We start from the raw sequence: 25,536 nt of genomic DNA, 5'->3' as shown, positions 1-25,536 counted from the left end.
AAAACAGGAGTTCAATATACCCATCTTCTGCGTAATTACTATATTAAAATATATTAAATGTACACAATAGCATTTTTTCCTTATTGCCTGTATTCTCAAGATATAAACTTCAAATTTTATCCATTTTATCATACCACAAAAAAATGGCTGCCTATAATAAGGCAGCCATTTACTGTTATTTACGGCTTTTATTTTTTCCTAAAATAAATATCGGCTCTAAATCTCCATCCTCATAGGAAAAAGAAAGTGCTGTGATCGGTATATGCCCGCTTGCAAAAAAGCTCATACACATCTGCGCCAATACATCGTACCCGGTATCGTTTTGTACATCAGCGATAATGCATACATCACCATGGGGAACAGCTACAGTCATGTTCCCTTTCATTTGACTTTCCATGTCTTCAAGCCACTTCACATTAAGGATTTTGGATGCATCATACCCGTCTTTTGTACTTAAAAAATAAAAATCATTGCCGGCAACCGAGTCTTTTTTGACATCCGTTGAGAGCATCAGCAAATTATCCATTGCCACTTCCCGAAGTGCACCCAATGTCCAGCCGCTCTTTCCAAGCATTTCCTCATCGATTAAACGGTACGTATTGCCCAAATCCAATGCATAGTAAATTCTCGTTTCCGCCGTATGGTCTTCCATAATGAATGTCTTGCCATCCTGGTCCTGCTGAGGAAAGGAGGTGCTCCGGATTACAGGGTAAACCCTTTTTTCATGGCCGTTCAGCGATTGGCCATTCCCCATTGCCTGCAACGCCTCTGTCACATAGTATACCGTTTCATTTAATGCCCCATCTAAATTCAGCTCTGCTTTTGCAAGAAGGGAAGACAGTGAAACATTGATCCCTTTTTTGCTCTTTGAATTTTCAATCCGGAGTGTTTCTTTTTCTTTATCATAAATGAATGTTCGATCTTCATGCTCCAGACGGGCACACAATAGTTCTTTCAGCTTTTTGCTTGTTAATTTCATTTGTGGTTCCCTTCCTTCTCCCGCTTATAGGGATTGCAGGAAGTTTTCAATTTCTTCTTTTGTTTTGGCATCTTTGCTTACAAATCTGCCGAGTTCAGTTCCATGGCTGAATACAATGAAACTTGGAATGCCGAAAACATCATTCTCGATACAGATATCGATAAATTTGTCACGATCTACATAAACAAATGTAAAATCATCAAATTCTGCTTCAATTTCCGGGATGATTGGTTTAATTAGCTGGCAATCACCACACCAATCGGCAGAAAATAAAAAAACGGCCTTCTTATTATCCTTAAATTCTTTATATTGTGTTTCGCTTTCTAAATAGATCATTAATCTTGCCTCCAATTGAATATTTCACCTATATGGTTCATGCGTTATTTATAGTGTCTATCATAGCAAAAATATACCATGTAACCAACCATTTAAAACTGTATAATGGATCTTTCCCTCTTTTCATATCCATCCCAGCAATCGCCAGCCAAACAATAATTGACATTATAGTATTGTTTTACTATTTGAAAGATTCTATAATAATATAAATACCCCTTTATTACTAAAATCTAACATAAAAGGATGGGCAATAAGCCATGAAAACGATTAAAGGAAAAATTCGATTCATAGTGCTAATGTCTGCGATTGGGCTTCTCATTTTCTTTTCCTTCAATCTTGTTTCCAATTCGAGCAGAGAAAATGCTAACAAAAAAAACAGCCGATTATCCTCAGCGGTTATTGCCAGCAAAGATATCAAAATCAATCTGCAGCAAGCAAGAAAGTATGAACAGCAATATTTGAAGAATCCTCAGTTAACCAGCGAAAAATTGGTTAAAAAGAATATCGAGTTGATTCAGGAACAGACTAAACGTTTGGAAAAAGACTACAAAGACACAAAGTTATCCGTTCATTTCAAAAAAATCGAAGACAGCTCGGATAAATATTTGAAATCCTTCAATACTTTAGCTGGGATGTATAAAAAAATTGGCTATCTTCCCTCCGACGGCCTTCGCAATACAGCAAATGAGAACGGGCAAAAAACAGAAGAGCTGTTGGCAGCCTCCAAGAAACAGGCGGCTATTGATACATACGATTTTGTCAGAAAACTCGAAAAAATTTATATGACTACAAAAAATGAACTTATTTATGGAGAAATAACGTCCGGCCTTCAAGAGCTTGAGGAATCAGTAAAGACTGAACCGAATCTGGCGGCTTCTATCCAAACCTATAATGGCAATTTCACAGAAATAGTCGGCATTTACCGTGAAACAAGCAGGTACATGATCAATTTTGATAGCAATGCTAAAACAATCGAAAATGCTGTTGCCGATGTCGGCGAGACAGTATTGAACGAACAGAAAATGCTTGACAGCAAGTTGAAATCGCAAAATGAACAACTGACGCTTTTATTCATTATTATCTCAATCATTATCATTGTAGCTTTATTAAGCATTTCTTACTATTTAATGATATCAATACAGCGTCCGATCAAAACTTTAAAGATCGGGGCAAGGAAAATCGGCTCTGGAGATTTAAGCTATCGGGTCCCTATCACCCGCAATGATGAAATAGGGGATCTCTCACGGAGTTTTAATGAAATGGCCGAAAAGATGCAGAATACACTGCAACAGGTATTATTATCGACTGAGCAATTGAATTCTTCCTCACAACACTTGGCTGCCATATCGGAAGAAACGTCAGCACAATCCAACGAAGTCAACTCAGCAGTCAATCAAGTGGCCGTAGGCGCTTCCCAACAGACTGTGCAAATTGAAGAAGGCAATGACATTATGCATGTTGTTGAAAAAGCGATTGAACATACTAACATCATTACAAAAGATATTTATCAAGAGGCTGCCCTTACCGAAAAACAGGGGCAAAAAGGGATTCAAACCATCTATATATTGGAACAGACATCCCATCAATTTCTTGATCTTGCCAACCATTTAACTGCCCAGGTCCGCCTAGCAGCAGATAAATCGGCCAATATAGCGAGCATTGTCCATACAATCCAGGAAATTACCGACAGTACAAACCTTCTGGCGTTAAATGCTGCGATTGAAGCCGCAAGGGCTGGCGACTCAGGCAGGAGCTTCGCTGTAGTCGCAGCAGAAGTGCGAAAGCTCTCCGAGCGAACAAAAGGGGAAGCTCTGCAGATACAGGAGCTGATCGACAATATGGACCATCAAATGCAGACATTATTGAATGACTCGGAGCAGTTCCATGAATATAAACGAACGCAGTCGGAATCTGTCACCTCCACGAAAAAAGCATTCGAACATATAGTCGACCATGTCAGCCATATTAATAGTAAAATTACAGTCATTCAGAAAGCGGTCCAAAACGTTGAATCATCGAACAAGAATCTTAACGCAAAAATGAAGGATATTTACGAAATATCCGAGCAGTCGGCCAGTGTGGCGGAAGAAGTTAGTGCATCCAGTGAAAATCAGCTTTCTGCGATTTCGCAGGTCAACGAGGCAGCTAACCATCTAAGCAACATCGCCAATGACCTCAGACTGATCATCCAGGATTTCCGTTTACAATCATAGAATATCGGCTTTGCATGGCAGCAGCTGAACTTCCGGACAGCCCGTTGCCATGCAATGAAATTGCTTTCTCCTGGTATCTCCACTACTGAATAAATGGTTTCAATTACCTATTTTCCTTAAAACTATATATAATTAATATGACAGATGATATACTGTTCTCAAATTCTATAGATTGGTGGCTAAAGACTACATGCACGAATTACTATTTACCATGACTGGACCTACTTTGAAAGACATGATAGGTACATTCTTATTTGCTTTCAGTGTCATTTTCCTTATGGCTTTTGTACTTAATAAACTTGCACGCGTAAAGAAAGAAGTATTCAATACACATCAAATCCTAATTACACTTATATTGGCCGCCTTCATGACAACAGGAAGCTATTTAGGCTTTATTGGATAATCGTACCTCTTAGTCATTGATTTACGGATGACGCTATCTCCATAAGCTTACCGGCATAACGGGACAATTCCTGCATCGATAGTTGCGCGGTTACTTTTACGCCTCCAACTACAGCAAGCATTTCGTATGCGTCATCCTTCATTTCTTTTATGGCAATCATCCCCTTGCTTCCCTCTTTTTCAAATGTCTCCTGTATCAAATAATGCTCTTTTTGGCTCGTAATACCCTTTATTAATGTTTCACTCACTCTATTTTCCTGTGGATTTACAAATAACAGGATCGTATGCCCTTTTCTTTCCATTACAATTGTATAGTCACTTTTTTCTTTTACCTTATATCCAAACGGCCTATAAAAACGAATTCCCTTCAGTTCTTCATTGGGGCTCTTTTTCTTCTTCTGGAAAGCATAACTCGCCTTTTCAATCGCTTTATGGCTCTCCAATTCAAGTGTAGTCGTTTTACAGCCGCCTGCAAAAAAGATAAACAGACAAGAAAAACAAAGGATAGCCCTCATTCTGTTCACCATTATTCACCTCGATTCAGTCGGATCGGATTCATTTAATCACTTGCATATAAAAAGAAAGCAAGGATTTATTAATCCTTGCTTACAAAATAGTATTGCCCAAAAAGCATTTTCATAATGTGCTCAAACATTTGGCTTCTTGTGACATAAAGATCCGTAAACACACCGATCGCGCCTTCTTCTTTGCTGACATTTTTCTTTTTTGTATAATCAGCCATTACAGGCCCTAATACATTTCCATCGAGGAGTTTCTCTGCAATTTCTTTTGGCAGCGGGATTCTTGCTCCTCCTGCAATAATCGGTTCTTCGCCCTCTCTGACAAGCGCACCCCAATTGCAAAGCATTAATCCAAACGGCGTTTGTACTACGCCGCCTTCAAGCCCTATCGCCACATTGCTTTCGGTTTCCTTTAAAGAAGCCTTGGCACGGTTGATCGCCCCTTGAATCGTCTCCTCATCGGAAAAAGGTTGCTCTGAGACGCCTGAATCGGCATCTACTGCAATTAATTCATCTTTGGCTTCATCCATCATAGAAAGGACTGCTTCTATTTTTGCAGGGTTTTTACTGCCGATACTGATAATCATCCATCTCGCCCTTCCTTATGTCACATACTCTTGATGCTGTCCACTGTCGCTCTATCCGTCGTTTTAACAAGAGCGATCAATAGAGCTTTTGCCGCTTCATAGTCATCAACTGATATGATGCTGGCGTGTGTATGGATATATCGGGAACATACCCCTACAAAAGCACTCGGCACACCTTCATTTGAAATATGTACCTTTCCTGCATCTGTTCCTCCAGGGGATACGAAGTATTGATAAGGGATCTTGTTGCTTTCTGCTGTATCCAATAAGAATTCACGCATTCCCCTATGCGTAACCATGGAACGGTCGAATATGCGCAGCAATGTTCCCTTGCCCAATTTGCCGAATACATCCTTGCTTCCTGTCATGTCATTTGCAGGACTTGCATCCAAAGAATAAAATATATCCGGTTTAATCATATTTGCTGCGGTTTGAGCTCCTCTCAACCCAACTTCTTCTTGGACAGTAGCTCCAGAATAAAGGATATTTGGCAGCTTTTCTCCCTGCACATTTTTCAACAATTCAATGGCCAGCCCGCATCCAATCCGGTTATCCCAAGCTTTCGCCAATATTTTCTTCTCATTGGCCATTGGTGTAAATGGACAGATCGGCACAATTTGCTGGCCTGGTCTGATTCCGATTGCTTTGGCATCATCTGCATCATCTGCACCGATATCAATCAGCATATTTTTTATATCCATCGGCTTTGAGGCTTGGGACTCATCCAATAAATGCGGAGGAATTGAGGCAATGACGCCGATGACAGGCCCTTTATCTGTTATAATCTGCACACGCTGCGCCAATAAAACCTGGCTCCACCATCCCCCGAGTGTCTGAAACCGCAAAAGGCCATTATCTGTGATTCCTGTTACCATGAACCCTACTTCATCCATATGCCCTCCGACCATGACTGTCGGGCCGCTGGCGTCTCCTACCTTAACGCCAAAAATACTGCCAAGTCCATCCTGTACTATTTCATCGCTGTATTTTTCAAGCTCAGCGCGCATGAATTTACGGACTTCATGCTCAAAACCTGAGGTTCCAGGCAATTCTGTCAACGTTTTATATAAAGCTAACGATTCTTGATCCATTATGTAATCTCCTTTATTTCTGTAATCTGTGTACTCTCCTATTTTAACGAATGACAACACATACTCAAAACATTTTTATTTTTCAGTTTGTTATTTTCTACTGAAATGGGTATATATAGTTTATGGATATTCCTTTCCTTTAAAACAAGCGGCAGAAATTGAAGTTCCGGTACCACTCTTGTATACTTACATATAAGAAGCGGAGATTGGAAATTCTTTCTCTGCGAGGAATTTTTCTCTAATAGTAGGAGGTTAATCATATGAAATGGCAAAATATCATTCTTGGGGCTGCAGCAGGATTTGCGTGTGGATATGCAGCAAAATCCATCATCGACAATAAGAATAATCCATCTCCAGATGCCGTCCTAACGCATGTGAAAAATGCAGTAAAAGCCAATGGAAAAATTATCGGTTCATGGATTCTTATGAAACCTGAGCATTATGTGAAAAACGGGCTACAGTATGAAGTGTTCAAAGGCGGCTTGACCAAACTTGAGGATGAAGAACAAAAGCAATTCGAGTTTGTGGCGGATGCAACTACAGGAACAGTTATTGAAATGGTTCCACAAACATAAGAAGAAAGCAATTGCTTTCTTCTTTTTTTACGTTCTTGGATAGCTATCCACTATTTCTTTGCCGTCTTCACTGAGCCTGATTGCCCTATAAAAAGCATCATGATAAAATGTAAAAAGCGCATGGTGCTTCAAACCATATTCCATCCACTTCTGCTTCTGCCGTACAGAATCCATTGGATAATCATCGAAAGCCAAAACCCACAGAACATTAGTATGCGCATGAGTCGGCATGATATCACCCATATGGATTAATGTATCTTCGCCTTGCTTCATGACAACGACACTATGGCCGTCACTATGCCCGCCTGTATGATACATAGTGATATGATCACTTATTGCCATTTCATCTTTGAAGGTTACCACTTGATGCTGAATCGGCTCCCAATTTTCTCTCCAATATGTATTTTTAGATCGAATATTCGGTTTTTTCATTTCATTCCACTCAATTTCACTTACCATAATTTTAGCCTGTTTAAACACGGATACCCACTTTCCATCTTCAAGTGCTGTCAATCCGCATGCATGGTCAAAATGAAGATGGGTCATGATGACTGTATCAATATCATCGACAGTCAAGCCTAGCTTCTCCAATGAAGCATCTATTTCAGATTCTTTTTCGACTCCATAATTCCTTTTTTGTTTATCTGATAGCTTTCCCTTGCCTATCCCAGATTCCAACAGGATATTTCGTCCCTCTTGCCGGATCAATATCGGATCAGTAGGCAATTCAATTTGATTTTTATCGTTATGGGGATATTTCTTTGACCATAGCGGCTTGGGCACTACACCAAACATCGCGCCTCCATCTAAATTGGTTACGCCTCCATCAAGCCACGTCAGTGAAATATCGCCAAAATGAATTGTATCCATAAAACCCCTCCTCCTTCATTATTTTATCAAAATTTTCCATCTTTTGTAATCATTCTGCCTCCTCTAAAAAAGCAGATGTTATATACAGTGTCAAAATGGGTAAATATTCTTCAAAAGAAAAGAGGGATCTTATGAAACAAACCTGTCCATCCTGTGGAGGGGATTCTGTAAAAAAAGGCATTCTTTCAGCAGGATTTTCACCAGTAACAATCCATGAAAAAGGAAATTTGAGAGGAAAGTCATCCAATGTCGGAGCTGTATATTGCTCTGAATGTGGAAGAATCTCTTCCTTATATGTGGAAAACCCCGATATTGTAGGCGTCAAAAAACCTCAATCTACCGATTGAGGTTACATGCATGGCCTAGTTATTTCCTTGGAAACTGAGCTTCCACACGATATATGCGGCTTCCTTTATTACTGAATTTCTCTTCATATTCAGTCATAATATTCCCTTCAAAATCACTATCATGCAAATGAAGGTTCACATCTTTCAAAGTCATTCCATATTGGGACATACTGATTAACGAGTATTGGAAAAGGCCTCTATTATCTGTCTTAAAATGGATTTCTCCACCTTCAGGAAGGATATCCTCATACGTTTGCAAGAAAGTTGCATAAGTTAATCTTCTTTTTTCGTGGCGGGTCTTCGGCCAAGGATCAGAGAAGTTCAGGTATACTCTGCTTACATCGCCTTTTCCGAAAAAATTCCGTAAATCCACTGCATTGACAGCCAACAATTTAACATTAGGCAGTTCTGCATCAATCAAACGGTCCAACGCATGGACAATGACACTCTCATATGCTTCTATGCCAATATAATTGATATCGGGATTCGTGCGCGCCATTTCGGTTATGAAGCGCCCTTTGCCCGTCCCTACTTCAATATGGATTGGATTATTATTGCCGAACACTTCTCCCCAATTGCTTTTGTGGCTCTCCGGCTCTTGTATGACATACTGTGGATATTCATTTAATTTATCTTTAGCCCAAGGCTTATTTCTTAGACGCATATTGACACTCCCAACTTAATTTACGTAGACAACATATCATGGATATTGCAGAGTATGCAAGAGGCTTTTTTCCATTGAATAGAATGCAGCCTATCTAGACATCCTACAAAAGAAAAGCTCCTTATCAGGAGCGAATGCATTTCAAAATGAAAGGGTGATTTTCTCATGCCGTTAACACAACAACATCAAGTAGCCATCCTAAGGGATATTTTGACCAATCATCAAAGTGATTGCTGTGGATCTGTTTCCGAATGCGAGCAAGTCGAAAGGCTGGTTGACTCCCTTCTAACTAAAGGAGAAGTGGATGGCCAGCTCGTCCAAATCCTTAATGAAATCCGCCAATACAGCCATACCGGCATTGGCGCCAATGATTTGGACACCCACATAACTTCCCACCAGGACCAGTTGTCTCAATGGGTTGAAGGAATGGGTCAGTTCTCCTGATCTTCCTTTAACATGTTTGAAAGATAATCAAACCAATCGTTCATCTCTTCGATACGATTTTTCATTTTGTGCCATTGAATGAATGTAATACTTTGGGAAATGACATACCATTTCATTCTTTTTTTCAAAGAATCCGTCAGAGACACCCCATATTTATCCAGCCATGAGCTCCACTCTGATTTAGGGATATAAGAATAAAGGAGCATGCCGAGATCGATTGCGGGATCGGCAATCATGGCTCCATCCCAATCAATCAAGTATAACTGCCTGTCTTCCGTTAAAAGCCAATTATTATGATTGACATCACAATGGCAAACAACCGTCTCTTCACAGGAAATATCAGGCAACATTTCTTCAAGCAAAAGTAAAGCTTTCTTTATCCGATCATCAGAAAGAAGCTCATCATCCAGCGCAGTCTTTGTATTTATGAATAGCTGTTCCGGTTCTAAAGGAACCTTCCCCAATCTTCTTAACATCGTTAACAATGGTCGAGATTGGTGAATTTTCCTTAATAAACGGGCTACATTCTCTTGGTTCATATCTTCATGGGTTAATTCTCTGCCGTCCAACCACCGTTGAGCAGTAATGACATCCCCGCTCTCCAATCGCTTTGTCCAAATAAGTTTTGGCACAATGCCCTCAGCAGAAAGCACAGCTAAAAAAGGCGAAGAATTTCGCTTCAAGAAAAGTTGCTGATCTTCATTACGGGCAATGAAAGCCTCACCGGTTGCTCCACCCGCAGGAGTTATTTCCCAATCCTGACCAAATATCTGTTCCAATGTGGTCACCTTCAATTTCATTCAATAACTTATATTAAATACCTTATATTAACCGTTTATGTACGAAGTGTATCCGCACCTAAGTATCCTAATTCATGCTTTTACAACAAAAAAGACAGCTATTGTTACATTATTCATTGCAATAGCCATCTATTATAAATTTTAGAGAAAATAGAGTAGCACGTCAAGTCTATGCTTTTTAAATATGGCCTCTTAAATAACCGTAAGAATTAATATACCATGAAAGAATGCTTCTTTTCAATGCAAAAGGAAAAATTGGCTTTCACTCGCCTTTAAATGGTGAGATAATGCGCAGCCGACGCGGCTTTATGCCCACATCCATTACTGTATGCCCTATTTGTTCCCCATCCGCTTCAATCAATGCCTTACCTGCGGAACGGACACTCAGCTTGGAGCATGAATAATGGTCCACCCATCTTAAATTCAAGTGGCCTCCCCAAAGAACCGTTAAGAATACAAATAGAAAAACAAACGATGGCAATCCACTTACAATAATGCACTGAAGTTTCCCGTCATCTGGTTTGGATTTTGGCGATACTTTAATTCCTCCGCCGAAGTATGGCTGATTCGCAGCCACTATAAACCAAACCCGTGTATATTTTTTCTTTTTTCCATCCACTGTCACATCCGCATCAAATGTACGGAATCGGAATAATTGCTGGAATAGGTAATAGATGTAAATAAATTTACTTAACTTAAGGGGCTGCAGACGTTTTTTCCATTTTGATTGATTGACAGATTGGCAGATGCTTGCGTCGAAACCCATCCCTACACTATTAATGAACGAATGCCTTTTCCCTCCGGATTCCACCTGTCCAATATCAACAGCCCTCGTTTGTTTTTCATGGTGGGCCGCTTTTATAACCTTATCCAGATCCTTTATTACTTGCACTCCCCGGACATAATCATTCCCAGATCCTCCCGGAAGGCAGCCGATAATGGCAGAAGGATTCACAGATGCACCATTTAAGACCTCATGGAATGTGCCGTCGCCACCTACAACGATGATCGCCACTTCCGCAGGGGCATGCTCCCTTGCTACTCTTTCGGCTATCTCATATGCATGCCCTTGATATTCGGTCTGATAAACCAAATAAGGGATTCTTCTTTGCTTAAGGTAGGCTTCCGCCTTCCTCCAAACTTTTTCACTTTTAGGAGAATCCGCATTGCCATTTTTTATAATATGAAGTGGCCTTTGCTCACAATTCCTCTTCTCGATCCATTGAGTGATCAATCTCCTCATTCCATTCCATTCGCATTGTTGACGTTGTTTGGGAATAATCCAATAATGCTTCTCCTCCTTTAAGCTGTTGATGCTTAAGAGGAGCGCTCATTTTTCTCATGGATTCAAACCATTCTGGAAAGCCTTTTTTATCAAGAATATGCACATCGTAAGGAACGGACGGAAAATCGACAAATCCTTCTCTTGAAATGATTGCTTTCTTGATTGGAAGGTCAACATCATACAATGAATATAATTTTTTGACGATCGCTTCAGTGCGCTGCAAACCGATTGTCGGGTTCAATACCTTTTTATCCGGTCTGGCATGGTGTTTGCGGAGCCAAAACTTTTCCCTGCTTCCAATATAGACAGCCTGCTCTTCATGCTCCAAAAATGTGACCACCCACGTTTCCGTCGGAGTGCAAATAATTGATTCCGTTTCTATCGGCGCTTTTTGAAGTAAAAAAATGGGCTTATATAGCACTAAAAAAGTATCCGGAAACCGCATGAGTAAAAATTTTAATTTTTCATCCAGATAAAGAGACTTATCCACATAAGATTTTTCCCTTATTGTTGATGTAGCCCACTTCATCTGAAACAAAAACAGTTGATTCAGGAAGGATATCTTCAATTCATCGATCGTGTCAGGCACATAAGGGATATTCATCTGGAACGGCGGCTTTTCTGCATCGTTCGATTCAGCCGGCTGTTCGGCTTGATTGCTTCCCTTATTGCGCTTGAATATATTCTTTACCTTCCCCAGCATATTGGTCTGTTCCCCATACCAATCATTTTCTTCGTCATCATATTTTCCTTGATTCAATTCCCCTGCTTCAAACGCATTGTGGATATGAGACCATTGCTGCTTTTTTAACCTGACAAACTGTGTCGGATACCGAAAAATATCCTGTTCATATCTCGATACATAATCCTGTACTTTGATAAGTTGTCCCATAACATTACGTCTCCTTCTATGACTGTTTTACTGATTGGGCCCCAATGCCAGCCCCATCACTTCTTCATATCTTGGAATCCGGCCCAATTCAATGCGGTATATCGATATCCGGTCTGCTATAAAGGTAATTCCCCGGCCAAGAATATCATCCCATTCCTTCCGTTGGCTGCTTCCAAACGGGATTTCCCCTTTATAGTTCTTAGCGAGTGTGATATGGGGCGTATACGGTTTTGTGCTGACATGGAATCCATTCTCTATGCATATATCGGTAATCTGTTTTTGGATGGGATAGATAGAAGGAACTATTTCAGGCTCATACCATAAAATGCGTGGCTGCTCAGCACGGCCAAACGTATTGATCGAGCTTACATGTACCGTGAAAGGCTGCATATGTTTAACCGCTTGTGCGACTTTCCCCATACATGCTTGCCACTTATTTGTATCGCTTGCACCTAAAAAAGACAGAGTTATATGATAATCTTCTTCGGCCACCCATTTCCGAAAAGAAAAAGACTCTTTCAACAGGCCGCTTCGGCTGTGCAAAAAAGCTTTTGCTTCATCAGGAAGAGCCAATGCTATAAAGTAATGAGGAACAGACATGGTTTATTCTCCTTATGTTAATTGTACTATATGTATATTTCACCAATAAGGATAAAAAAACCGGCACTTTTTAGATGTGCCGGCTTTTTTTCCATACAAACAGAAATTATTAATCAATTAAGCCGCATTGATGAATGATTTCTTCCAGATATAGCCGCTGTATTTGCTTAGTCATTTTTCCAGGTTTACCATCCGCAATAACGCGGCCATCCACTTCAACAATAGGTGTGATTTCCGAAGTTGTGCTGGTTAAAAATACTTCATCCGCATCCACTATTTCAGAGAGCGAAAATGGCCGCTCTTCAACAATCAACCCATTCTTTTTGGCCAAACAAAGAATAACCTGCCGGACAATCCCGTTCAATATAAGATTATTTGCCGGATGTGTGATAATCTTTCCGCTTTGGACTATATAAATATTGGAAGAGCTCCCCTCAGTGACCTCCTGCGCTCTATGCTGAATAGCTTCGTAGCAGCCTTGTTCGACTGCTTTTTGCTTCGCCAATACATTGCCGAGCAAATTAAGACTTTTCACATCGCACATAAGCCAGCGGATATCCTCAACTGTCAGCGCCTTGACACCATTGCCCATCGTAGCAAGAGGGCGTTCCACTTCCTTCGTATAAGCGGTAAAGACAGGCGAAACATTCTTGCCGGGAAATGCATGGCTGCGAGGCGCTGTTCCCCGTGTTACCTGCACATAGACGGTTCCGAGCAGTAGTTGATTCTTTACGATCAACTCTTGAAGCATGTCATGCATTTCATTGATTGAATAAACCAGATCGATGTGGATTTTTTCCGTACTGCTCACTAACCGCTGTAAATGCTCTTCAGCAGAAAACATCTTTCCGTTATACACACGGATCATTTCATAAACACCGTCGCCAAATTGATATCCTCTATCTTCTATATCAACATGCGCTTGATCCTCCAACATCATTTTACCTTTAAAGATGACTGATTTCCCCATTCCGCTTAACACTCCTCCACCATGGACTTGCCGAAACTAAAGCCGTACACCCTTCTGCCTGACTTCCATAAGGGTACCGCCGGATGTTATTTAGCCAGGCGATAGATTGCTTCTGCATACATAGCAGTAGCTTTTAGCAGATCGTCTATATACATATATTCATCTTTTTGGTGGGCGATATCCTCACGCCCTTGGAATAATGGCCCAAATGCAACGCCGGCCTCTAATGAACGGGCATATGTTCCGCCGCCGATCGCCAATAGTTCTGCAGGTTCACCCATTTGTGATTCATAAATATCAGAAAGAGTCCGTACAAGGAAACTGTCCTTATCGACATGGTGAGGGGCCGAATGTGATTCAGTCTTTAAGGCAAAAGACTGTTCATCAAGTATTTTAATAAGCTTTTTTTCTGCATTTCCTTGGTCATAAGTAACCGGATAACGCTGGTTTATCCCGATCTGACCGCCGCTTTCAGGGCTATAGCTTAATCGTCCGATGTTCAGCGTGACATCTCCAGTGGAATCATCTTTATAAGCAATACCAAACTCATTTCCTCTTGAATCTTCCCAAAGATAACGGTCAACAAATGAAAAATAAGATTGAGCGTGTTCACCCAAAGACAATTGATTCAAGAAGTGAACCATATAAAGTCCGGCATTCTTACCGTTTCTAGGTTCCATTCCATGTGCAGATACACCTTCCATTTCCAGTGTCAGAAGTTGGCCTTTAAGTGTTGCACTTCCTTTGATGCCGTTTTGGCCGACATATTCACGAAAAGCTTTTTGGACAGACTCTGCTTCCCCATTTGCCTGAAGAACAGCCTTTGCATAATCAGGTACCATATTGAAGCGTCTTCCTGAAGCGAATTCCTTTACTAGGATTTCAGTATTTTCTTCCGATTCTTTTGCGGGCTGCTGGGTAATATAATAATCCCAAATTCCCTTTTCAGCAAAAATGATAGGAAAATCGGCGTCAGGCGCAAAGCCTAGAGTAGGCATTTCTTCTTTTGCAAAATATGTATCTACACAGCGCCAATCCGATTCTTCATCCGTCCCAATAATCATTCGGACTCTTTTCGATAGATGCAACCCGAGATCTTTGACAATATTCATTGCATAATAGGCTGCCATTGTCGGCCCTTTATCATCCAGTGCGCCGCGCGCAAAAATTTTGCCGTCTCTTATTTCTGCACCGAATGGATCGCTGCTCCAGCCGTCTCCTTCTGGCACTACATCGACATGGCACAAAATGCCGAGAATATCTTCGCCTTGCCCCATCTCAATATGGCCGGCAAGATGCTCCACGTCTTTCACAGCATACCCGTCCTGCTTCCCTTTGGTCAGCATATATTGCAGTGCTTCTTGAACACCTTGTCCCAGAGGAGCTTCAAGTGTAGCATTCTCCTCATCCATCACACTTTTAATACGCAGAAATTCTTGCGTATCTTTTATGAATTGCTCTTTTCTTTTATTGACTTCTTCTGTCCAATTAATTGAACTCATTTCGGCCACTCCTTTTCATAAAAACTCCTGTTTAATTGCTGTTCAATAGGTTCATACTTCCCCGACAGCACCGAATATAATCAAAGCTGTTTTGCGGGAGATTTATCTACTATCTATCATACTCTAAAAAGCCGCAAGGTGCATAAATGAGAAATGCCATTATTTTAAGTCGGCAGCTCTTTGGGCATCCGCAAAAGGAAGGTATGTAATAAAGGGAAAGTCTCCTATTCATTCTTCAAAGAAATGCCCCAAACAAAAAAAATGCTCAAACCATATTGATTTAAGCATAAAAATCGTTAAATTAAGATATTGAGCTTTACCATAAGACTGGATATAGGAGCTTCGGATATAAGCTAAGAGAACATCGTTTTTTATGGAAAGCTATTGAAACGGGCGGCAGGCAAGAGGCTCCCGCTTAAATTAACGTGGCAGATGCCCATCTGGCGCCCATCCAAAGGACCGTTCCTTGAGCGCTTCTTTCACAAAAGCAAACAAGCATATTCGGACCATCCTTTTTCGATATATCGAGAATAGTAGCCTATCCCTCATAGTACATTAATTCGTCTGCTCTGAACGTTGTATAAACACCTTTGTCAACGAAGGTCCCGTTCTTCGTTCTATCCAGATGAAGCTGTAAAAATTCCCGTATTTCTTCAATGCTTAAACCTATTTCTTTTGCTTCAAGAATTAATTGTATCCATTCTTGGTTTAATTCACTCAATATCCTTACCTCCGCAAAATATGATTTGATGACAAATTACCGGTCAACCCGCCCCTGCCTTGAGGCTTTAAATGAAATAATAAAATAATCATAACCAAATGTATGTATATTCGCTATTGAGGAATGTTAACACTTTATCTTTTCTATTTTGAATAGCCTAAAAAACAAAAAGCATATCTAAAAAATCAGATATGCATGGTACGGCTAATCGTCTTTTCTTACATAACAAGAATCCATTTTATGGACCAGATACCCCATGTGTGGCGAAATGCTGTTGTATGGTCAAATCGAATATACAGTCGGCACGATTTTTAAAGTCCCCATTCTTTCGCAAGCAAAATGGCCTGAGCCCGTGATTGAACATCAAGTTTGCTGTAAATATTCGTCAAATATACCCGGATGGTTCCTTCAGACAGATATAGCTGACCAGCAATACTCCGGTTCGTCGCACCGCTCGCTAACAGTTTTAGTACATCCATTTCACGGGGAGTAAGCATTCCATCCATTGATTTGTCAGCAATTGGATCACCATCTCTCACTAACTCTTCAACATAAGAAAAGGGAACAGACTGCCAATTTTTATTCGAGTCCTTTTTTCTAAACGCCATATATTGTTTTAATAATCGAACGATATCCGCTTCGTCAATAAAGATTCTTTTATATCCATAGGCACAGCCCAATTCCATTGCTTTATGCAATAAGGCAAAAGCTGATTCTTTGCGGTTTATTTTCATGCAGCATAATGACTCCAGCAATGAAGCTTCAATGATTGTTGAAATTTGGTCTTCAAGTGATGCTTTTTCCTTAACACGGATAACGATACTCAGAGCCTCTTGTATGCCATCTGTCGCTAATAAAAAACGGGCGTAAACAAGCAGCCAGAGCTCTTGGCCCAACTCGACCTTTAACATGTCCGGCCGTTTTGTTTTAAACAATTCTTTTTCGGCGTTTGGCATGTCAGATTCCAGTAAATAGCCATATGCTTTCATAGCTTGCAACGAACGAATCCAATGCCACTCTGTCACCTCTTGCAAGGCATGGTCTAACACAGCTTGAGCAGAAGTAAATTGTTTTTTCGCCATATATATCCTGCTCTTCAATATATAAAGAGGAATGGCTAAACCGGCATCTTGAAAGCGATACGCATATTGCAATCCCCCATCTATTTCTTGTAACGCTTCTTCAAGTAAATTTACTTCATACATGGTCTCCGCTAACACGCCATAGCTGAATCCCATCATATTTTGTTCTTTAAAATCCGTTTGGCGAAAGAAATTCGAAAAAGCGACCGACTGTTCGACCGGAGTAAATTTCCCCTTCGAGCCAATTAACGTCCGAAATATTTTAGGTTCAAACTGATTGTATTGCATAGGGATATGATCCCATCTAGAACTCACTCGGCCTTTTTGCAACTGATTTAATATAATTTCAGCCACTTGCTCCTTGTCATCTCCAACCGCAATGAGGATATATGCTTTTAAAGTGGTCAAAATGCTTACAACCCCTTGATTATCAGGATGATACATCCATTGATCAGCCGAGTGTCTTTGTTCCAGATCATGTATCATTCGCTGCGCTTTTTGTAAATCCGGTTTAGAGGTAAGGGCAATAGTATACATGACAAGCATTTCAGGCGGCAGCGTATATTTACTTTTTCTCATTACATCGACCCAACGAACAAAAGTTGAGGTTTGCCCTGTTGTAAAGATATCCACCAGATAATCCGTAATCCATGATTCTGCCAGAACATAGATTTGTTGTTGTAAAACTAATTCAATTGCGGAAATATAGTCCCCTCTTTCGCATAGTAAATCCCCTGCTTTTTGATAAAGAGATACCTCTTGTTCTTTGTTATACATATTTCTCATTTCTGTTTGAAGAGCATCTGCAAATAATTGATGGTAACGAAATATAGGGGTCTTCGAAGACAAACGGATAGTGAATATTCCTTTTTCAGCAAGCTCTAGTAGTAGATTGTAACTGTCTGAGCGGTTCGTCAATGCATCGCAAATTTCTGGTTCCAGCATATTAAATATAGACGTTTGGATAAGAAAATGCTGCGTATCTAGCGGCAGCGTTCCGAAGATTTCCTTCAATAAAAATTCGGCAACAAACGGGTGTGTGCCATCAAATCGATCGGCACGCACTTCATCAGCAGCGATGGATAGGCTTGCTAATTGAATACCAGCAGCCCAGCCTTCTGTTTTTGCCAGAACACCTTGCAATAATTGCTTATCCATCAATAAAAGGTTTTTCTTTTTAAACAACTGTTCAATTTCCTCATACGTGAAGCACAATTGTTCGATCCCAATCTCCGTAAGCCATGATTTTACACGCCATCTTTCTAATGGCAGCTCTATTCTACTCCGGCTTAACATGTATAGATGGATGTTTTCCGGCAAATAGTCTACAAACCGTATCATCATATCGTGGATAGTTGGATGTTCTATAAGGTGATAGTCATCTAAAACTATATGTATATTTTCTTTTAGGACACTTATTTCATTCAAAAGAGCATCTATTATGAGTTCGAAAGGGGATTGTGGATGTGAAGTAAACAAAGAAGAAAAGCGCGAGGCCACATTATTTTCAAGTGTGACAGACACAGTTTGTATGAGATAGTTCAAAAAACGAATAGGGTCATTATCCAAAGTATCAATCGAAAGCCAACAAGCCGGCTCACCCAATCGGCTCATCCATTGGCTGAGTACGGTTGTTTTCCCATATCCCGCAGGTGCTTGGACAACCGTTATTTTTGTAGCTTTCCCATCATCTAATAGTTGATATAAACGTTCTCGATTAATAGCCATTTTGATAATACTTGGCACTTTTGTTTTTGAATTCAACCAAATGGTGTTCATTCGTATCCTCCTTCTATCATCAAACAAAGCATATAGAACAGCTAAATCCATCCCGGAATTCCTGTTGAAAAACAATAAAACACAAGCTAGTTCAGATTCTTATACACAAAAATAGTAAAAGTATAAATAATAGTATAACTAACCCAATATTATACAAATAGATAACCTAAATATCAATATTTTCTGAATAAAAAGATATTTTTGTTTCTGCCTTTCTCCTAATCCCTCCTGATCGTTTTAAAACGATCGCCCTTGCAACCATTCCCAATGCCAAAAAGCATCGGCATGCATGGGAACCGATGCTTTTTTTATTCTATTATAAACAGTCATCCTTCCTCAATCTCTATGGCTTCAGAAGGGAAGAGAGCTCCTTATTATTAAGTTCTTTCGCAAGTTCATACGGTGTCTGATTATCACCGTTGACAGCCAGCTTATCTGCTCCATATTTTAATAATAACGTAACCATATCAGGCAGCTCATATAAAGCAGCATCATGGAGCGGAGTATACCCTGCTTCATCCTTTAAATTGATATCGCTTCCCCTTTCCAATAAGAGGACTGCAGCTTCTTTAGATCCGTTTCCGATGGAATAATGCAAGGCAGTAGCCCCTACACTGTCCGTCTCATTGGCATCTGCTCCATTTTCCAGCTCAGTCTTCATTAAATCCACATCATTTTCATAAGCGGCTATCATAAGGCCCGTTGCATGGTCATCTAAAAAAGAATCATCCAACCAACTAGTTGCTTCTTCTGCCCAATGCATAACGGTTCCTGGGATTTTAACCATCAGGAAGTAAAGTAAGGCGGCCGTACATAAAACAATGGCCATACTGGTAAAGAAGCCGTACATACGCTGGCGTTTTTCCTTTATTAAGGCTACCTCCACCGGATTTTGCCAATGTGCTATAGCGTTCATCCGCTTTGGGAGATGGGGATGCGTCGATATCTTTTCACTTAACCAAAGAAAAAAGCCTTTTTCTGCTTGCAACTGCTTTATGTAAGCAGCTTTATCTACCCTAGATTGCAATTTCTTCCCAACGGCTAGAGTCATCAATGCATTTTGGGATGCCAGAAGATTCCCAGTATAATAGGCTGCATAACGGTCGCAAGTATATTCGCATGCCCGTAAATAGGCTTCTCCGAATAATGGCACCCACATGGCAGGGAGAATAAGCATATGCTTCAGGAGATGGCCTCTTTTGATATGCGCCAATTCATGCGCAATAATGAACATTACCTCATCTTCCCTATTGTCATCGATTAAGTCAAAAATCTCCGAATAGACCACAATCATATTTTTGCCAAAAAATCTTGCCGCAAAGGCATTCAGTATCCCATCGCTTCCGATTACATACATATCCGGCAAGTTGCTGATGCCCATCTCTTTAGCTAAACACAACGCTTTTTCATAAATCTCCGGAAATTGATCTTCCGATATCTTGACCGCATTTCGTTTAATATGTGCCATGTTCAGGGCGTGCGCCAAAAGAGGGAACATCATGAATACTGCGAAAATGATTACCCCAATAATTGAAAAAAAGAAAAATAAATACGTTATAATCCCCACTATACTAGCTAGGATAAAATAAAAGGTTTCTTTTCTGTGCACTAACTGTGCCCTTACGTTTTCCTCCATATACACACTCCACTTCCAAAAATTAAAACAAATTCCAGTATAATAAATGGAAGCGTTTAAAGATACAGGAAATAATTAAAATATCAGGTATATTTTTTCATATAAATACCATAGTATAACATTAAAGAGAAGCTTTTTTATGACAGTTCTGTCAATAGTGTAGCTTTTTTTTGCATATACCATTAAAATAGAAGATGTACATTAGAGAAACATCATAATCAGTACCATTGATGGCTCTTTCTATTCTATTCCGTTATAGGAAAAAGGAGATGTATGCTCTCTAAAATCACATAGCTTTATTCTTAAAACAGTTTGTAGTTGTTGGTTTGTCACTTGATATTTGTACACAGTAGACATGGGGTCCATTTGTACAATGATCTTTCAGAAAAGTGAAATTTCATCCCTGTAGGCTAATTAAGAAATAAGGAGTGGTTTTTTGAAACCTTCAACAAATAGGATGCTAACCCGTATCAAATCCGTTTACATGTACATTAAACAGAACGGGACTGTAACTACCCAAGATCTTGTCGAAGAATTTGGCATCACTCCTCGCACTATTCAACGTGATTTAAATGTTCTAGCATACAATGACCTAGTGACTAGTCCAAGTCGCGGCCATTGGAAAACTACCAGTAAAAAAATACGGTTATCCTCTTAATAAAAAGCGTAAAGCGATGCTTACAGATAGATCCACAAGCGTTTGCCTCTACGCAAAAAAGCCGAACTGCTTACAGTTCGGCTTTTTTCTCATATGTGAACAGGCCTTCAACCTCTTCTTCCGTCAACTCCCGGTATTCCCCCAACTCCAGAGTTTCGTCCAAATGGAGATCCGCCATCGTCATCCGCTTTAGATAGGTGACCTTCTTCCTGACCGCTTCAAACATCCGTTTCACCTGATGGAATTTCCCTTCTGTAATAGTCAGGGCAATCTCTGATTCCGGCCCCGAAGAAATAATTTGGAGTTCGCCAGGTTTTGTATGATAGCCATCATCCAATGTAACGCCGTTTTTGAATGCTTCTATGTCTTCTTCCGTCACAATTCCTTCAATGACTGCAAAGTACGTCTTGGGCACATGCTTTTTCGGAGCCAATAATTGATGGGCCAACTTCCCATCATTCGTTAAAAGCAATAACCCTTCTGTGTCTTTATCCAATCTTCCTACAGGGAAAGGCTCGTATAGACGGTCTTCTTCTTCAAGAATATCTACAACCGTTTCCTGGCGGTCATCCTCTGTTGCTGAAAGAATGCCAGGCGGTTTGTTCATCATCAGGTATATGAATTCTTTGTATTCCACTTCTATCCCTTGTACTGTAACTGTTTGCCCGTTGGGATCAACATGGTGCTTTGCGTCTTTCACCACAATCCCATCCACTTTAACAGCGCCGGACTTCAGCATTTTTTTTACTTCTTTGCGGCTGCCGAAACCGCTGTTGGCTAGCATTTTATCAATTCGCATTCGTCACATCTTCCCTTTCTTATAAAAAGAAACCTTGCCTGCTATATGGCAAGGTTCCGTCAATGTACCAACATTATAATCCGATTCTGTTTTTTAATTTTCCGATCCTGTCTCCGAATAACTTATAAGCAAGTTTGGACTTCATTGCCAGGATGAAATAAACAATCGCTCCAACTGCCGCTCCAATGATGATTATGATCATTGCTGGCCCTCGATGCTGTTCATTCAGGAACAGCGATAATAAAGAAGTTGTCAGAATAACAAAAACAGCCATTATGAATGTGAATACGCACATGAGAATCGTACGCTTAAACACTAAGTTATATTTATAGCCGGTAAAATAATTGATGACATAAAAATTGATCAAAGTAGCTGCCAAATAACCTAAGGTTGTCGCATAAATGGCACCTTCTGTTTCAAACATGCGGATCAACGGTATATTAAGGGCTAGCTTTACAAGAAAACCGACCAATAAGCTTAACACAGTATATTTCTGTTGATTGATCCCTTGCAGAACAGCTGCTGTTACGGAAAAGAAAGCAAACAGGATGGCTGTCGGCGCATATGTTTGCAGCACTTCCGCCCCCATTTGGTCGAATCCGTAGAAGACTGTATAGAATGGTTTCGAAAGCAATGACATCCCGATTGCAGCCGGCAGTGTCAAGAATAATAACACCTGAAATGCCTGATTAAGCTGATTGGTGAACAGGGATTGCTTTTCCTCAACATACGCCTTCGTTACAGAAGGTACTATCGTCATGGCAAAGGCCGTAGCCAGTGACATGGGAATGATAACAAGCTTCTGCGTGTTGAAGTTAAGGATCCCGAATGCATCGCCTGCAATCGACTGTAGGCCAATCGAAGCCATTGCTTTATTGAATGTCAATGTATCAACAAATTGGAACAATGGCATTGCAATACCGACAAATACAAACGGTATGCTGTAAAGGATGATTTCCTTATACATTTCCGGCATGGAAATACTCACTGAATGTTTATCATTGAGCACCATCCGATCTAAATACGGCTTACGCTTCTTCCAGCTCCACAGGAGAACAACCAAGCTTCCGATCGCCCCTACAAAGGCAGCGAATGTCGCAACAGAAATAGCTGTAACAACACTACCGTCCATTAGGTACATGATGACAAATGCACCGCCTAGCAGAACAATAATCCGGATTATCTGCTCAACTACCATGGATACAGAGGTTGGCCCCATAGATTCATTCCCCTGGAAGAAACCTCTGATCAAACTCATAAAAGGAACAACAATTAAAGCAAAACTAACCGCTCTTATAACAGTAGCTATTTGGGCAGGGGTAAAGTTCTCCTGTCCAGCCCCCATTACTTCCCCTAATCCAGGAGCAGCGAAGAATAAAATTAGAAATGAGACGATCCCTGACAGCAGCATAACTTTCATACTGGATCTGAATAACTTTTGACCGACGCCGTATTCACCCATAGCATTGTATTTTGCCACAAATTTCGATACAGCCATCGGAATTCCTCCGGTAGCTATAGAGATAAAAATGGTGTAGGGAACGTATCCATAAGAATACAATTGTGTACCTTTTGTACCGACAATTGCTTCAAACGGAATAACATATAACAAGCCAAGCACCTTTGAGAGAACCATCCCCACTGTAAGGATGAAGGTACCTTTTAACAATTTTGACGACATATAATCCCTTCCTACTGTTAGTCCATTATGTACATGCGGCAGGATCGCCCTTTTCCCTAACCAAACCGAAAACGGGGGAATTAGTAAATCTCCGGAAGCGGCATGTTCATGTTGCACTTCATTTTAACGATTGAATGGCTATTGCATTATTATTTTTTTGAAACGCGTATAAGGGCCCCATCATTTAAGAGCCCGCACTTTTTCAGCGCTTCATCTATTCTACCAAGTATTTTTATAATTAGCCAACTTACATTATAATGAAAAGATGAAAAAAATAATAGTTGGTGAAATAATGAAATATGATGTAATTGTGATCGGCGGAGGCCCTTCAGGCTTAATGGCTGCTATCGCTGCCGGAGAAAAAGGGGCAAAAGTCTTACTCATTGAAAAAGGCAATAAGCTAGGCAGGAAATTGGCGATATCCGGCGGAGGCCGCTGTAATGTGACAAATAATTTGCCGATTGATGAAATCATCAAGCATATTCCTGGAAATGGCCGTTTTCTATATAGTGCTTTTTCCGTATTTAACAATAAAGATATCATTGCCTTCTTCGAGGGCCTGGGCGTCGGCCTAAAGGAAGAGGACCACGGCCGCATGTTCCCGGTCTCCAACCAGTCATCAAGCGTTGTGAATGCAATGATAGAGCAATTGGACCAGTATCGCGTCAAGGTGATGCAAAATACAATTGTCAAAGATGTGAACTATAAGGATGGAGAGGTTTGCTCTGTTGAGCTGAAAGATGGGCAGGTTTTCGATTGCAGTGCATTGATTATTGCAGCAGGCGGGAAATCCGTCCCTCAAACCGGTTCAACAGGCGACGGCTATGCCTGGGCAAAAAAAGCGGGGCATACCATTACAGATCTCTATCCCACTGAAGTGCCTCTAACATCGGATGAATCCTTTATTAGAAGCAAAACATTACAGGGATTGTCCTTGCGTGATGTGGCTTTAAGTGTTTTAAACAAAAAAGGTAAGCCGATCATCACCCATCAAATGGATATGATCTTTACACACTTTGGCATCAGCGGACCGGCCGTGTTGCGCTGCAGCCAATTCGTCGTCAAAGAACTGAAGAAAGGCAAGCAAGAGCGCATAACAATGAAGCTTGACCATTTCCCTGGATCAAATCAGGAAGAAGTGTTTCAGCAATTAATAGCCAAAGTGAAAGAAGACCCGAAAAAAGCAATCAAAAATATCTTTAAAGGACTACTGCCAGAAAGGTATTTGCAATTTTTGCTGAGCCAGGCTGAAATTGAAGAAAACGAGCAAGGGACGACGATATCCCACGAAAAACTTCGCTATTTCGCTCAATTGTGCAAAGGATTTACGTTCACTGTCAATGGCTCCCTATCAATCGAAAAAGCCTTTGTTACCGGAGGCGGAGTATCCGTCAAGGAAATCCAGCCGAAGGAAATGGGATCCAAATTGATGCATGGCCTCTATTTCTGTGGAGAAATACTCGACATCCATGGCTATACCGGCGGCTATAATATCACATCTGCGCTCGTGACCGGCAGATTGGCCGGTGTAAATGCAGCAGCATACTGCCGCTCATGCAAATAATGCAGTGAAACATAAAGAAAAGGAGAGCCAATGGCCTCCTTTTTTTATGAGGATTTATACACAATCATCGCTGTAAAACAGTAGATCTGCTCATCCTCATCCTCTCCGATAGCAGCTACATTATATTTAATATCTACCAATTGGTCTTCGTTTACTTTCTGCAAAAAATGGTTCATCTCTTTTTCAAGATCTTTTTCATGCTCATAGTCGAACACCTTCACCTTAATCAACAGATTCCTCTCCTTTTCCCTTTTTATACAGTATGGACAAAAATTCTGATAATAATAACAATTATAATAGCAGCGATTGTATCCACCCCATGCCCTCCTCTTCCTTATGATAATAGAACGATTCTTCGAGAAGCATGGTTGCGTAGAACCAATCAATAACAATAGAGAAAAAGAATTGTAAGGAAAACTGTTTATTCTCTTCCAACACGCCCCGCATGTTTCTTTTGGCAGCCATTCTAAAAAATCGCCTGGCCTGAGGTAACATTCAGTTAACATTCGAAGTGTTACAGTGTTAACCATAACAACGA

The 25,536-nt window shown here is 40.5% G+C and carries 27 protein-coding genes; 7 read left to right on the top strand and 20 right to left on the bottom strand.

Features of this window, described 5'->3' with window-relative positions:
• Window positions 1-175 precede the first annotated feature (175 nt).
• Window positions 176-979, bottom strand: a complete 804-nt coding sequence (locus ABC357_RS02285; protein ID WP_412885939.1) for a DUF1444 domain-containing protein — start codon at window positions 977-979, stop codon at window positions 176-178.
• Window positions 980-1,003: 24 nt separating this feature from the next.
• Window positions 1,004-1,315 carry a thioredoxin family protein gene (locus tag ABC357_RS02280; RefSeq protein ID WP_412885938.1) on the bottom strand — a complete coding sequence of 104 codons (312 nt, stop codon included), beginning with the start codon at window positions 1,313-1,315 and terminating at the stop codon, window positions 1,004-1,006.
• 257 nt (window positions 1,316-1,572) lie between these two features.
• Here ABC357_RS02280 and ABC357_RS02275 point away from each other — a divergent pair, with 257 nt between their 5' ends.
• Together ABC357_RS02275 and ABC357_RS02270 are read left to right on the top strand one after the other, a co-directional pair.
• Window positions 1,573-3,528, top strand: a complete 1,956-nt coding sequence (locus tag ABC357_RS02275; RefSeq protein ID WP_412885937.1) for a methyl-accepting chemotaxis protein — start codon at window positions 1,573-1,575, stop codon at window positions 3,526-3,528.
• Window positions 3,529-3,718: 190 nt separating this feature from the next.
• Window positions 3,719-3,931, top strand: a complete 213-nt coding sequence (locus ABC357_RS02270; protein WP_412885936.1) for a hypothetical protein — start codon at window positions 3,719-3,721, stop codon at window positions 3,929-3,931.
• Window positions 3,932-3,944: 13 nt separating this feature from the next.
• On the opposite strand, the gene ABC357_RS02265 is transcribed toward ABC357_RS02270, so the two are convergent.
• The 3 genes from ABC357_RS02265 to ABC357_RS02255 form a co-directional block, all read right to left on the bottom strand.
• A complete protein-coding gene (locus ABC357_RS02265) occupies window positions 3,945-4,457 on the bottom strand; it encodes a hypothetical protein (RefSeq protein ID WP_412885935.1) in 513 nt (170 codons plus the stop codon).
• A 68-nt stretch (window positions 4,458-4,525) separates the two neighbouring features.
• Entirely contained in the window at window positions 4,526-5,038 is a 513-nt protein-coding gene (locus tag ABC357_RS02260; RefSeq protein ID WP_412885934.1) for a DUF84 family protein, read from the bottom strand.
• 20 nt (window positions 5,039-5,058) lie between these two features.
• A complete protein-coding gene (locus tag ABC357_RS02255; protein WP_412885933.1) occupies window positions 5,059-6,129 on the bottom strand; it encodes a M42 family metallopeptidase in 1,071 nt (356 codons plus the stop codon).
• 260 nt (window positions 6,130-6,389) lie between these two features.
• Here ABC357_RS02255 and ABC357_RS02250 point away from each other — a divergent pair, with 260 nt between their 5' ends.
• On the top strand, window positions 6,390-6,704 hold the full coding sequence (locus ABC357_RS02250) for a hypothetical protein (RefSeq protein ID WP_412885932.1): 315 nt from the start codon (window positions 6,390-6,392) through the stop codon (window positions 6,702-6,704).
• 27 nt (window positions 6,705-6,731) lie between these two features.
• On the opposite strand, the gene ABC357_RS02245 is transcribed toward ABC357_RS02250, so the two are convergent.
• Complete coding sequence (locus ABC357_RS02245; RefSeq protein WP_412885931.1) at window positions 6,732-7,574, bottom strand: YtnP family quorum-quenching lactonase; 843 nt, start codon at window positions 7,572-7,574, stop codon at window positions 6,732-6,734.
• A 131-nt stretch (window positions 7,575-7,705) separates the two neighbouring features.
• Here ABC357_RS02245 and ABC357_RS02240 point away from each other — a divergent pair, with 131 nt between their 5' ends.
• Window positions 7,706-7,921, top strand: a complete 216-nt coding sequence (locus tag ABC357_RS02240; RefSeq protein WP_412885930.1) for an acetyltransferase — start codon at window positions 7,706-7,708, stop codon at window positions 7,919-7,921.
• Window positions 7,922-7,940: 19 nt separating this feature from the next.
• Here ABC357_RS02240 and trmB read toward each other — a convergent pair whose 3' ends face one another.
• Window positions 7,941-8,585, bottom strand: a complete 645-nt coding sequence (gene trmB / locus ABC357_RS02235) for a tRNA (guanosine(46)-N7)-methyltransferase TrmB (RefSeq protein ID WP_412885929.1) — start codon at window positions 8,583-8,585, stop codon at window positions 7,941-7,943.
• Window positions 8,586-8,750: 165 nt separating this feature from the next.
• On the opposite strand from trmB, the gene ABC357_RS02230 reads away from it, so the two are divergent.
• On the top strand, window positions 8,751-9,029 hold the full coding sequence (locus ABC357_RS02230; protein WP_412885928.1) for a YtzH-like family protein: 279 nt from the start codon (window positions 8,751-8,753) through the stop codon (window positions 9,027-9,029).
• On the opposite strand, the gene ABC357_RS02225 is transcribed toward ABC357_RS02230, so the two are convergent.
• From ABC357_RS02225 to ABC357_RS02185, 9 genes are all read right to left on the bottom strand, one after another.
• A complete protein-coding gene (locus ABC357_RS02225) occupies window positions 9,017-9,808 on the bottom strand; it encodes a phosphotransferase (RefSeq protein ID WP_412885927.1) in 792 nt (263 codons plus the stop codon). The genes ABC357_RS02230 and ABC357_RS02225 overlap by 13 nt on opposite strands.
• A 283-nt stretch (window positions 9,809-10,091) precedes the next feature.
• Window positions 10,092-11,063: a diacylglycerol/lipid kinase family protein gene (locus tag ABC357_RS02220; protein ID WP_412885926.1), complete on the bottom strand. Its 972-nt coding sequence runs from the start codon at window positions 11,061-11,063 to the stop codon at window positions 10,092-10,094.
• A complete protein-coding gene (locus tag ABC357_RS02215) occupies window positions 11,029-12,006 on the bottom strand; it encodes an NERD domain-containing protein (protein WP_412885925.1) in 978 nt (325 codons plus the stop codon). Before ABC357_RS02215 ends, ABC357_RS02220 begins: the two co-directional genes overlap by 35 nt.
• A 27-nt stretch (window positions 12,007-12,033) precedes the next feature.
• On the bottom strand, window positions 12,034-12,606 hold the full coding sequence (gene thpR / locus ABC357_RS02210) for an RNA 2',3'-cyclic phosphodiesterase (RefSeq protein ID WP_412885924.1): 573 nt from the start codon (window positions 12,604-12,606) through the stop codon (window positions 12,034-12,036).
• Between the two features lie 109 nt (window positions 12,607-12,715).
• Complete coding sequence (dat, locus tag ABC357_RS02205) at window positions 12,716-13,576, bottom strand: D-amino-acid transaminase (RefSeq protein ID WP_412885923.1); 861 nt, start codon at window positions 13,574-13,576, stop codon at window positions 12,716-12,718.
• An 86-nt stretch (window positions 13,577-13,662) separates the two neighbouring features.
• The gene (gene pepV / locus ABC357_RS02200; RefSeq protein WP_412885922.1) at window positions 13,663-15,078 is read right to left on the bottom strand and encodes a dipeptidase PepV; all 1,416 of its coding nucleotides are present in this window, start codon (window positions 15,076-15,078) and stop codon (window positions 13,663-13,665) included.
• Window positions 15,079-15,616: 538 nt separating this feature from the next.
• A complete protein-coding gene (locus ABC357_RS02195) occupies window positions 15,617-15,799 on the bottom strand; it encodes an anti-repressor SinI family protein (protein WP_412885921.1) in 183 nt (60 codons plus the stop codon).
• A 311-nt stretch (window positions 15,800-16,110) separates the two neighbouring features.
• Window positions 16,111-18,660: a winged helix-turn-helix domain-containing protein gene (locus ABC357_RS02190; RefSeq protein WP_412885920.1), complete on the bottom strand. Its 2,550-nt coding sequence runs from the start codon at window positions 18,658-18,660 to the stop codon at window positions 16,111-16,113.
• A gap of 343 nt (window positions 18,661-19,003) precedes the next feature.
• Window positions 19,004-20,296 (bottom strand): M48 family metallopeptidase, encoded by a 1,293-nt coding sequence (locus ABC357_RS02185; RefSeq protein WP_412885919.1) that lies wholly within the window; start codon window positions 20,294-20,296, stop codon window positions 19,004-19,006.
• Window positions 20,297-20,732: 436 nt separating this feature from the next.
• Here ABC357_RS02185 and ABC357_RS02180 point away from each other — a divergent pair, with 436 nt between their 5' ends.
• Entirely contained in the window at window positions 20,733-20,954 is a 222-nt protein-coding gene (locus tag ABC357_RS02180) for a DeoR family transcriptional regulator (protein ID WP_412885918.1), read from the top strand.
• Window positions 20,955-21,024: 70 nt separating this feature from the next.
• Here ABC357_RS02180 and ABC357_RS02175 read toward each other — a convergent pair whose 3' ends face one another.
• Together ABC357_RS02175 and ABC357_RS02170 are read right to left on the bottom strand one after the other, a co-directional pair.
• Window positions 21,025-21,753 (bottom strand): pseudouridine synthase, encoded by a 729-nt coding sequence (locus tag ABC357_RS02175; RefSeq protein WP_412885917.1) that lies wholly within the window; start codon window positions 21,751-21,753, stop codon window positions 21,025-21,027.
• Between the two features lie 73 nt (window positions 21,754-21,826).
• Window positions 21,827-23,434: a putative polysaccharide biosynthesis protein gene (locus tag ABC357_RS02170; protein WP_412885916.1), complete on the bottom strand. Its 1,608-nt coding sequence runs from the start codon at window positions 23,432-23,434 to the stop codon at window positions 21,827-21,829.
• A 292-nt stretch (window positions 23,435-23,726) separates the two neighbouring features.
• Between ABC357_RS02170 and ABC357_RS02165 the strand changes: the two genes are divergently transcribed.
• Window positions 23,727-24,998: a BaiN/RdsA family NAD(P)/FAD-dependent oxidoreductase gene (locus tag ABC357_RS02165; protein ID WP_412885915.1), complete on the top strand. Its 1,272-nt coding sequence runs from the start codon at window positions 23,727-23,729 to the stop codon at window positions 24,996-24,998.
• 44 nt (window positions 24,999-25,042) lie between these two features.
• Here ABC357_RS02165 and ABC357_RS02160 read toward each other — a convergent pair whose 3' ends face one another.
• A complete protein-coding gene (locus tag ABC357_RS02160) occupies window positions 25,043-25,228 on the bottom strand; it encodes a sporulation protein Cse60 (RefSeq protein WP_412885914.1) in 186 nt (61 codons plus the stop codon).
• 61 nt (window positions 25,229-25,289) lie between these two features.
• Window positions 25,290-25,463 (bottom strand): hypothetical protein, encoded by a 174-nt coding sequence (locus ABC357_RS02155; RefSeq protein WP_412885913.1) that lies wholly within the window; start codon window positions 25,461-25,463, stop codon window positions 25,290-25,292.
• Window positions 25,464-25,536 lie beyond the last annotated feature (73 nt).

The organism is Bacillus kalamii (assembly GCF_047238185.1).
GTDB lineage: Bacteria > Bacillota > Bacilli > Bacillales > DSM-1321 > Bacillus_AD.
This window is presented reverse-complemented; position numbering and strand designations above follow the sequence as displayed.

Bases quoted from the DNA above. Each gene is read 5' to 3' on its own strand.
- ABC357_RS02260 (WP_412885934.1), bottom strand. From the start codon at position 5,038: ATGATTATCAGTATCGGCAGTAAAAACCCTGCAAAAATAGAAGCAGTC.
- ABC357_RS02250 (WP_412885932.1), top strand. From the start codon at position 6,390: ATGAAATGGCAAAATATCATTCTTGGGGCTGCAGCAGGATTTGCGTGT.
- ABC357_RS02155 (WP_412885913.1), bottom strand. From the start codon at position 25,463: ATGGCTGCCAAAAGAAACATGCGGGGCGTGTTGGAAGAGAATAAACAG.
- ABC357_RS02215 (WP_412885925.1), bottom strand. From the start codon at position 12,006: ATGGGACAACTTATCAAAGTACAGGATTATGTATCGAGATATGAACAG.
- ABC357_RS02230 (WP_412885928.1), top strand. From the start codon at position 8,751: ATGCCGTTAACACAACAACATCAAGTAGCCATCCTAAGGGATATTTTG.
- ABC357_RS02280 (WP_412885938.1), bottom strand. From the start codon at position 1,315: ATGATCTATTTAGAAAGCGAAACACAATATAAAGAATTTAAGGATAAT.
- ABC357_RS02165 (WP_412885915.1), top strand. From the start codon at position 23,727: ATGAAATATGATGTAATTGTGATCGGCGGAGGCCCTTCAGGCTTAATG.
- pepV (WP_412885922.1), bottom strand. From the start codon at position 15,078: ATGAGTTCAATTAATTGGACAGAAGAAGTCAATAAAAGAAAAGAGCAA.
- ABC357_RS02270 (WP_412885936.1), top strand. From the start codon at position 3,719: ATGCACGAATTACTATTTACCATGACTGGACCTACTTTGAAAGACATG.
- ABC357_RS02185 (WP_412885919.1), bottom strand. From the start codon at position 20,296: ATGGAGGAAAACGTAAGGGCACAGTTAGTGCACAGAAAAGAAACCTTT.
- ABC357_RS02175 (WP_412885917.1), bottom strand. From the start codon at position 21,753: ATGCGAATTGATAAAATGCTAGCCAACAGCGGTTTCGGCAGCCGCAAA.
- thpR (WP_412885924.1), bottom strand. From the start codon at position 12,606: ATGTCTGTTCCTCATTACTTTATAGCATTGGCTCTTCCTGATGAAGCA.
- ABC357_RS02285 (WP_412885939.1), bottom strand. From the start codon at position 979: ATGAAATTAACAAGCAAAAAGCTGAAAGAACTATTGTGTGCCCGTCTG.
- ABC357_RS02265 (WP_412885935.1), bottom strand. From the start codon at position 4,457: ATGGTGAACAGAATGAGGGCTATCCTTTGTTTTTCTTGTCTGTTTATC.
- ABC357_RS02245 (WP_412885931.1), bottom strand. From the start codon at position 7,574: ATGGATACAATTCATTTTGGCGATATTTCACTGACGTGGCTTGATGGA.
- trmB (WP_412885929.1), bottom strand. From the start codon at position 8,585: ATGCGTCTAAGAAATAAGCCTTGGGCTAAAGATAAATTAAATGAATAT.
- ABC357_RS02240 (WP_412885930.1), top strand. From the start codon at position 7,706: ATGAAACAAACCTGTCCATCCTGTGGAGGGGATTCTGTAAAAAAAGGC.
- ABC357_RS02170 (WP_412885916.1), bottom strand. From the start codon at position 23,434: ATGTCGTCAAAATTGTTAAAAGGTACCTTCATCCTTACAGTGGGGATG.
- dat (WP_412885923.1), bottom strand. From the start codon at position 13,576: ATGGGGAAATCAGTCATCTTTAAAGGTAAAATGATGTTGGAGGATCAA.
- ABC357_RS02275 (WP_412885937.1), top strand. From the start codon at position 1,573: ATGAAAACGATTAAAGGAAAAATTCGATTCATAGTGCTAATGTCTGCG.
- ABC357_RS02190 (WP_412885920.1), bottom strand. From the start codon at position 18,660: ATGAACACCATTTGGTTGAATTCAAAAACAAAAGTGCCAAGTATTATC.
- ABC357_RS02255 (WP_412885933.1), bottom strand. From the start codon at position 6,129: ATGGATCAAGAATCGTTAGCTTTATATAAAACGTTGACAGAATTGCCT.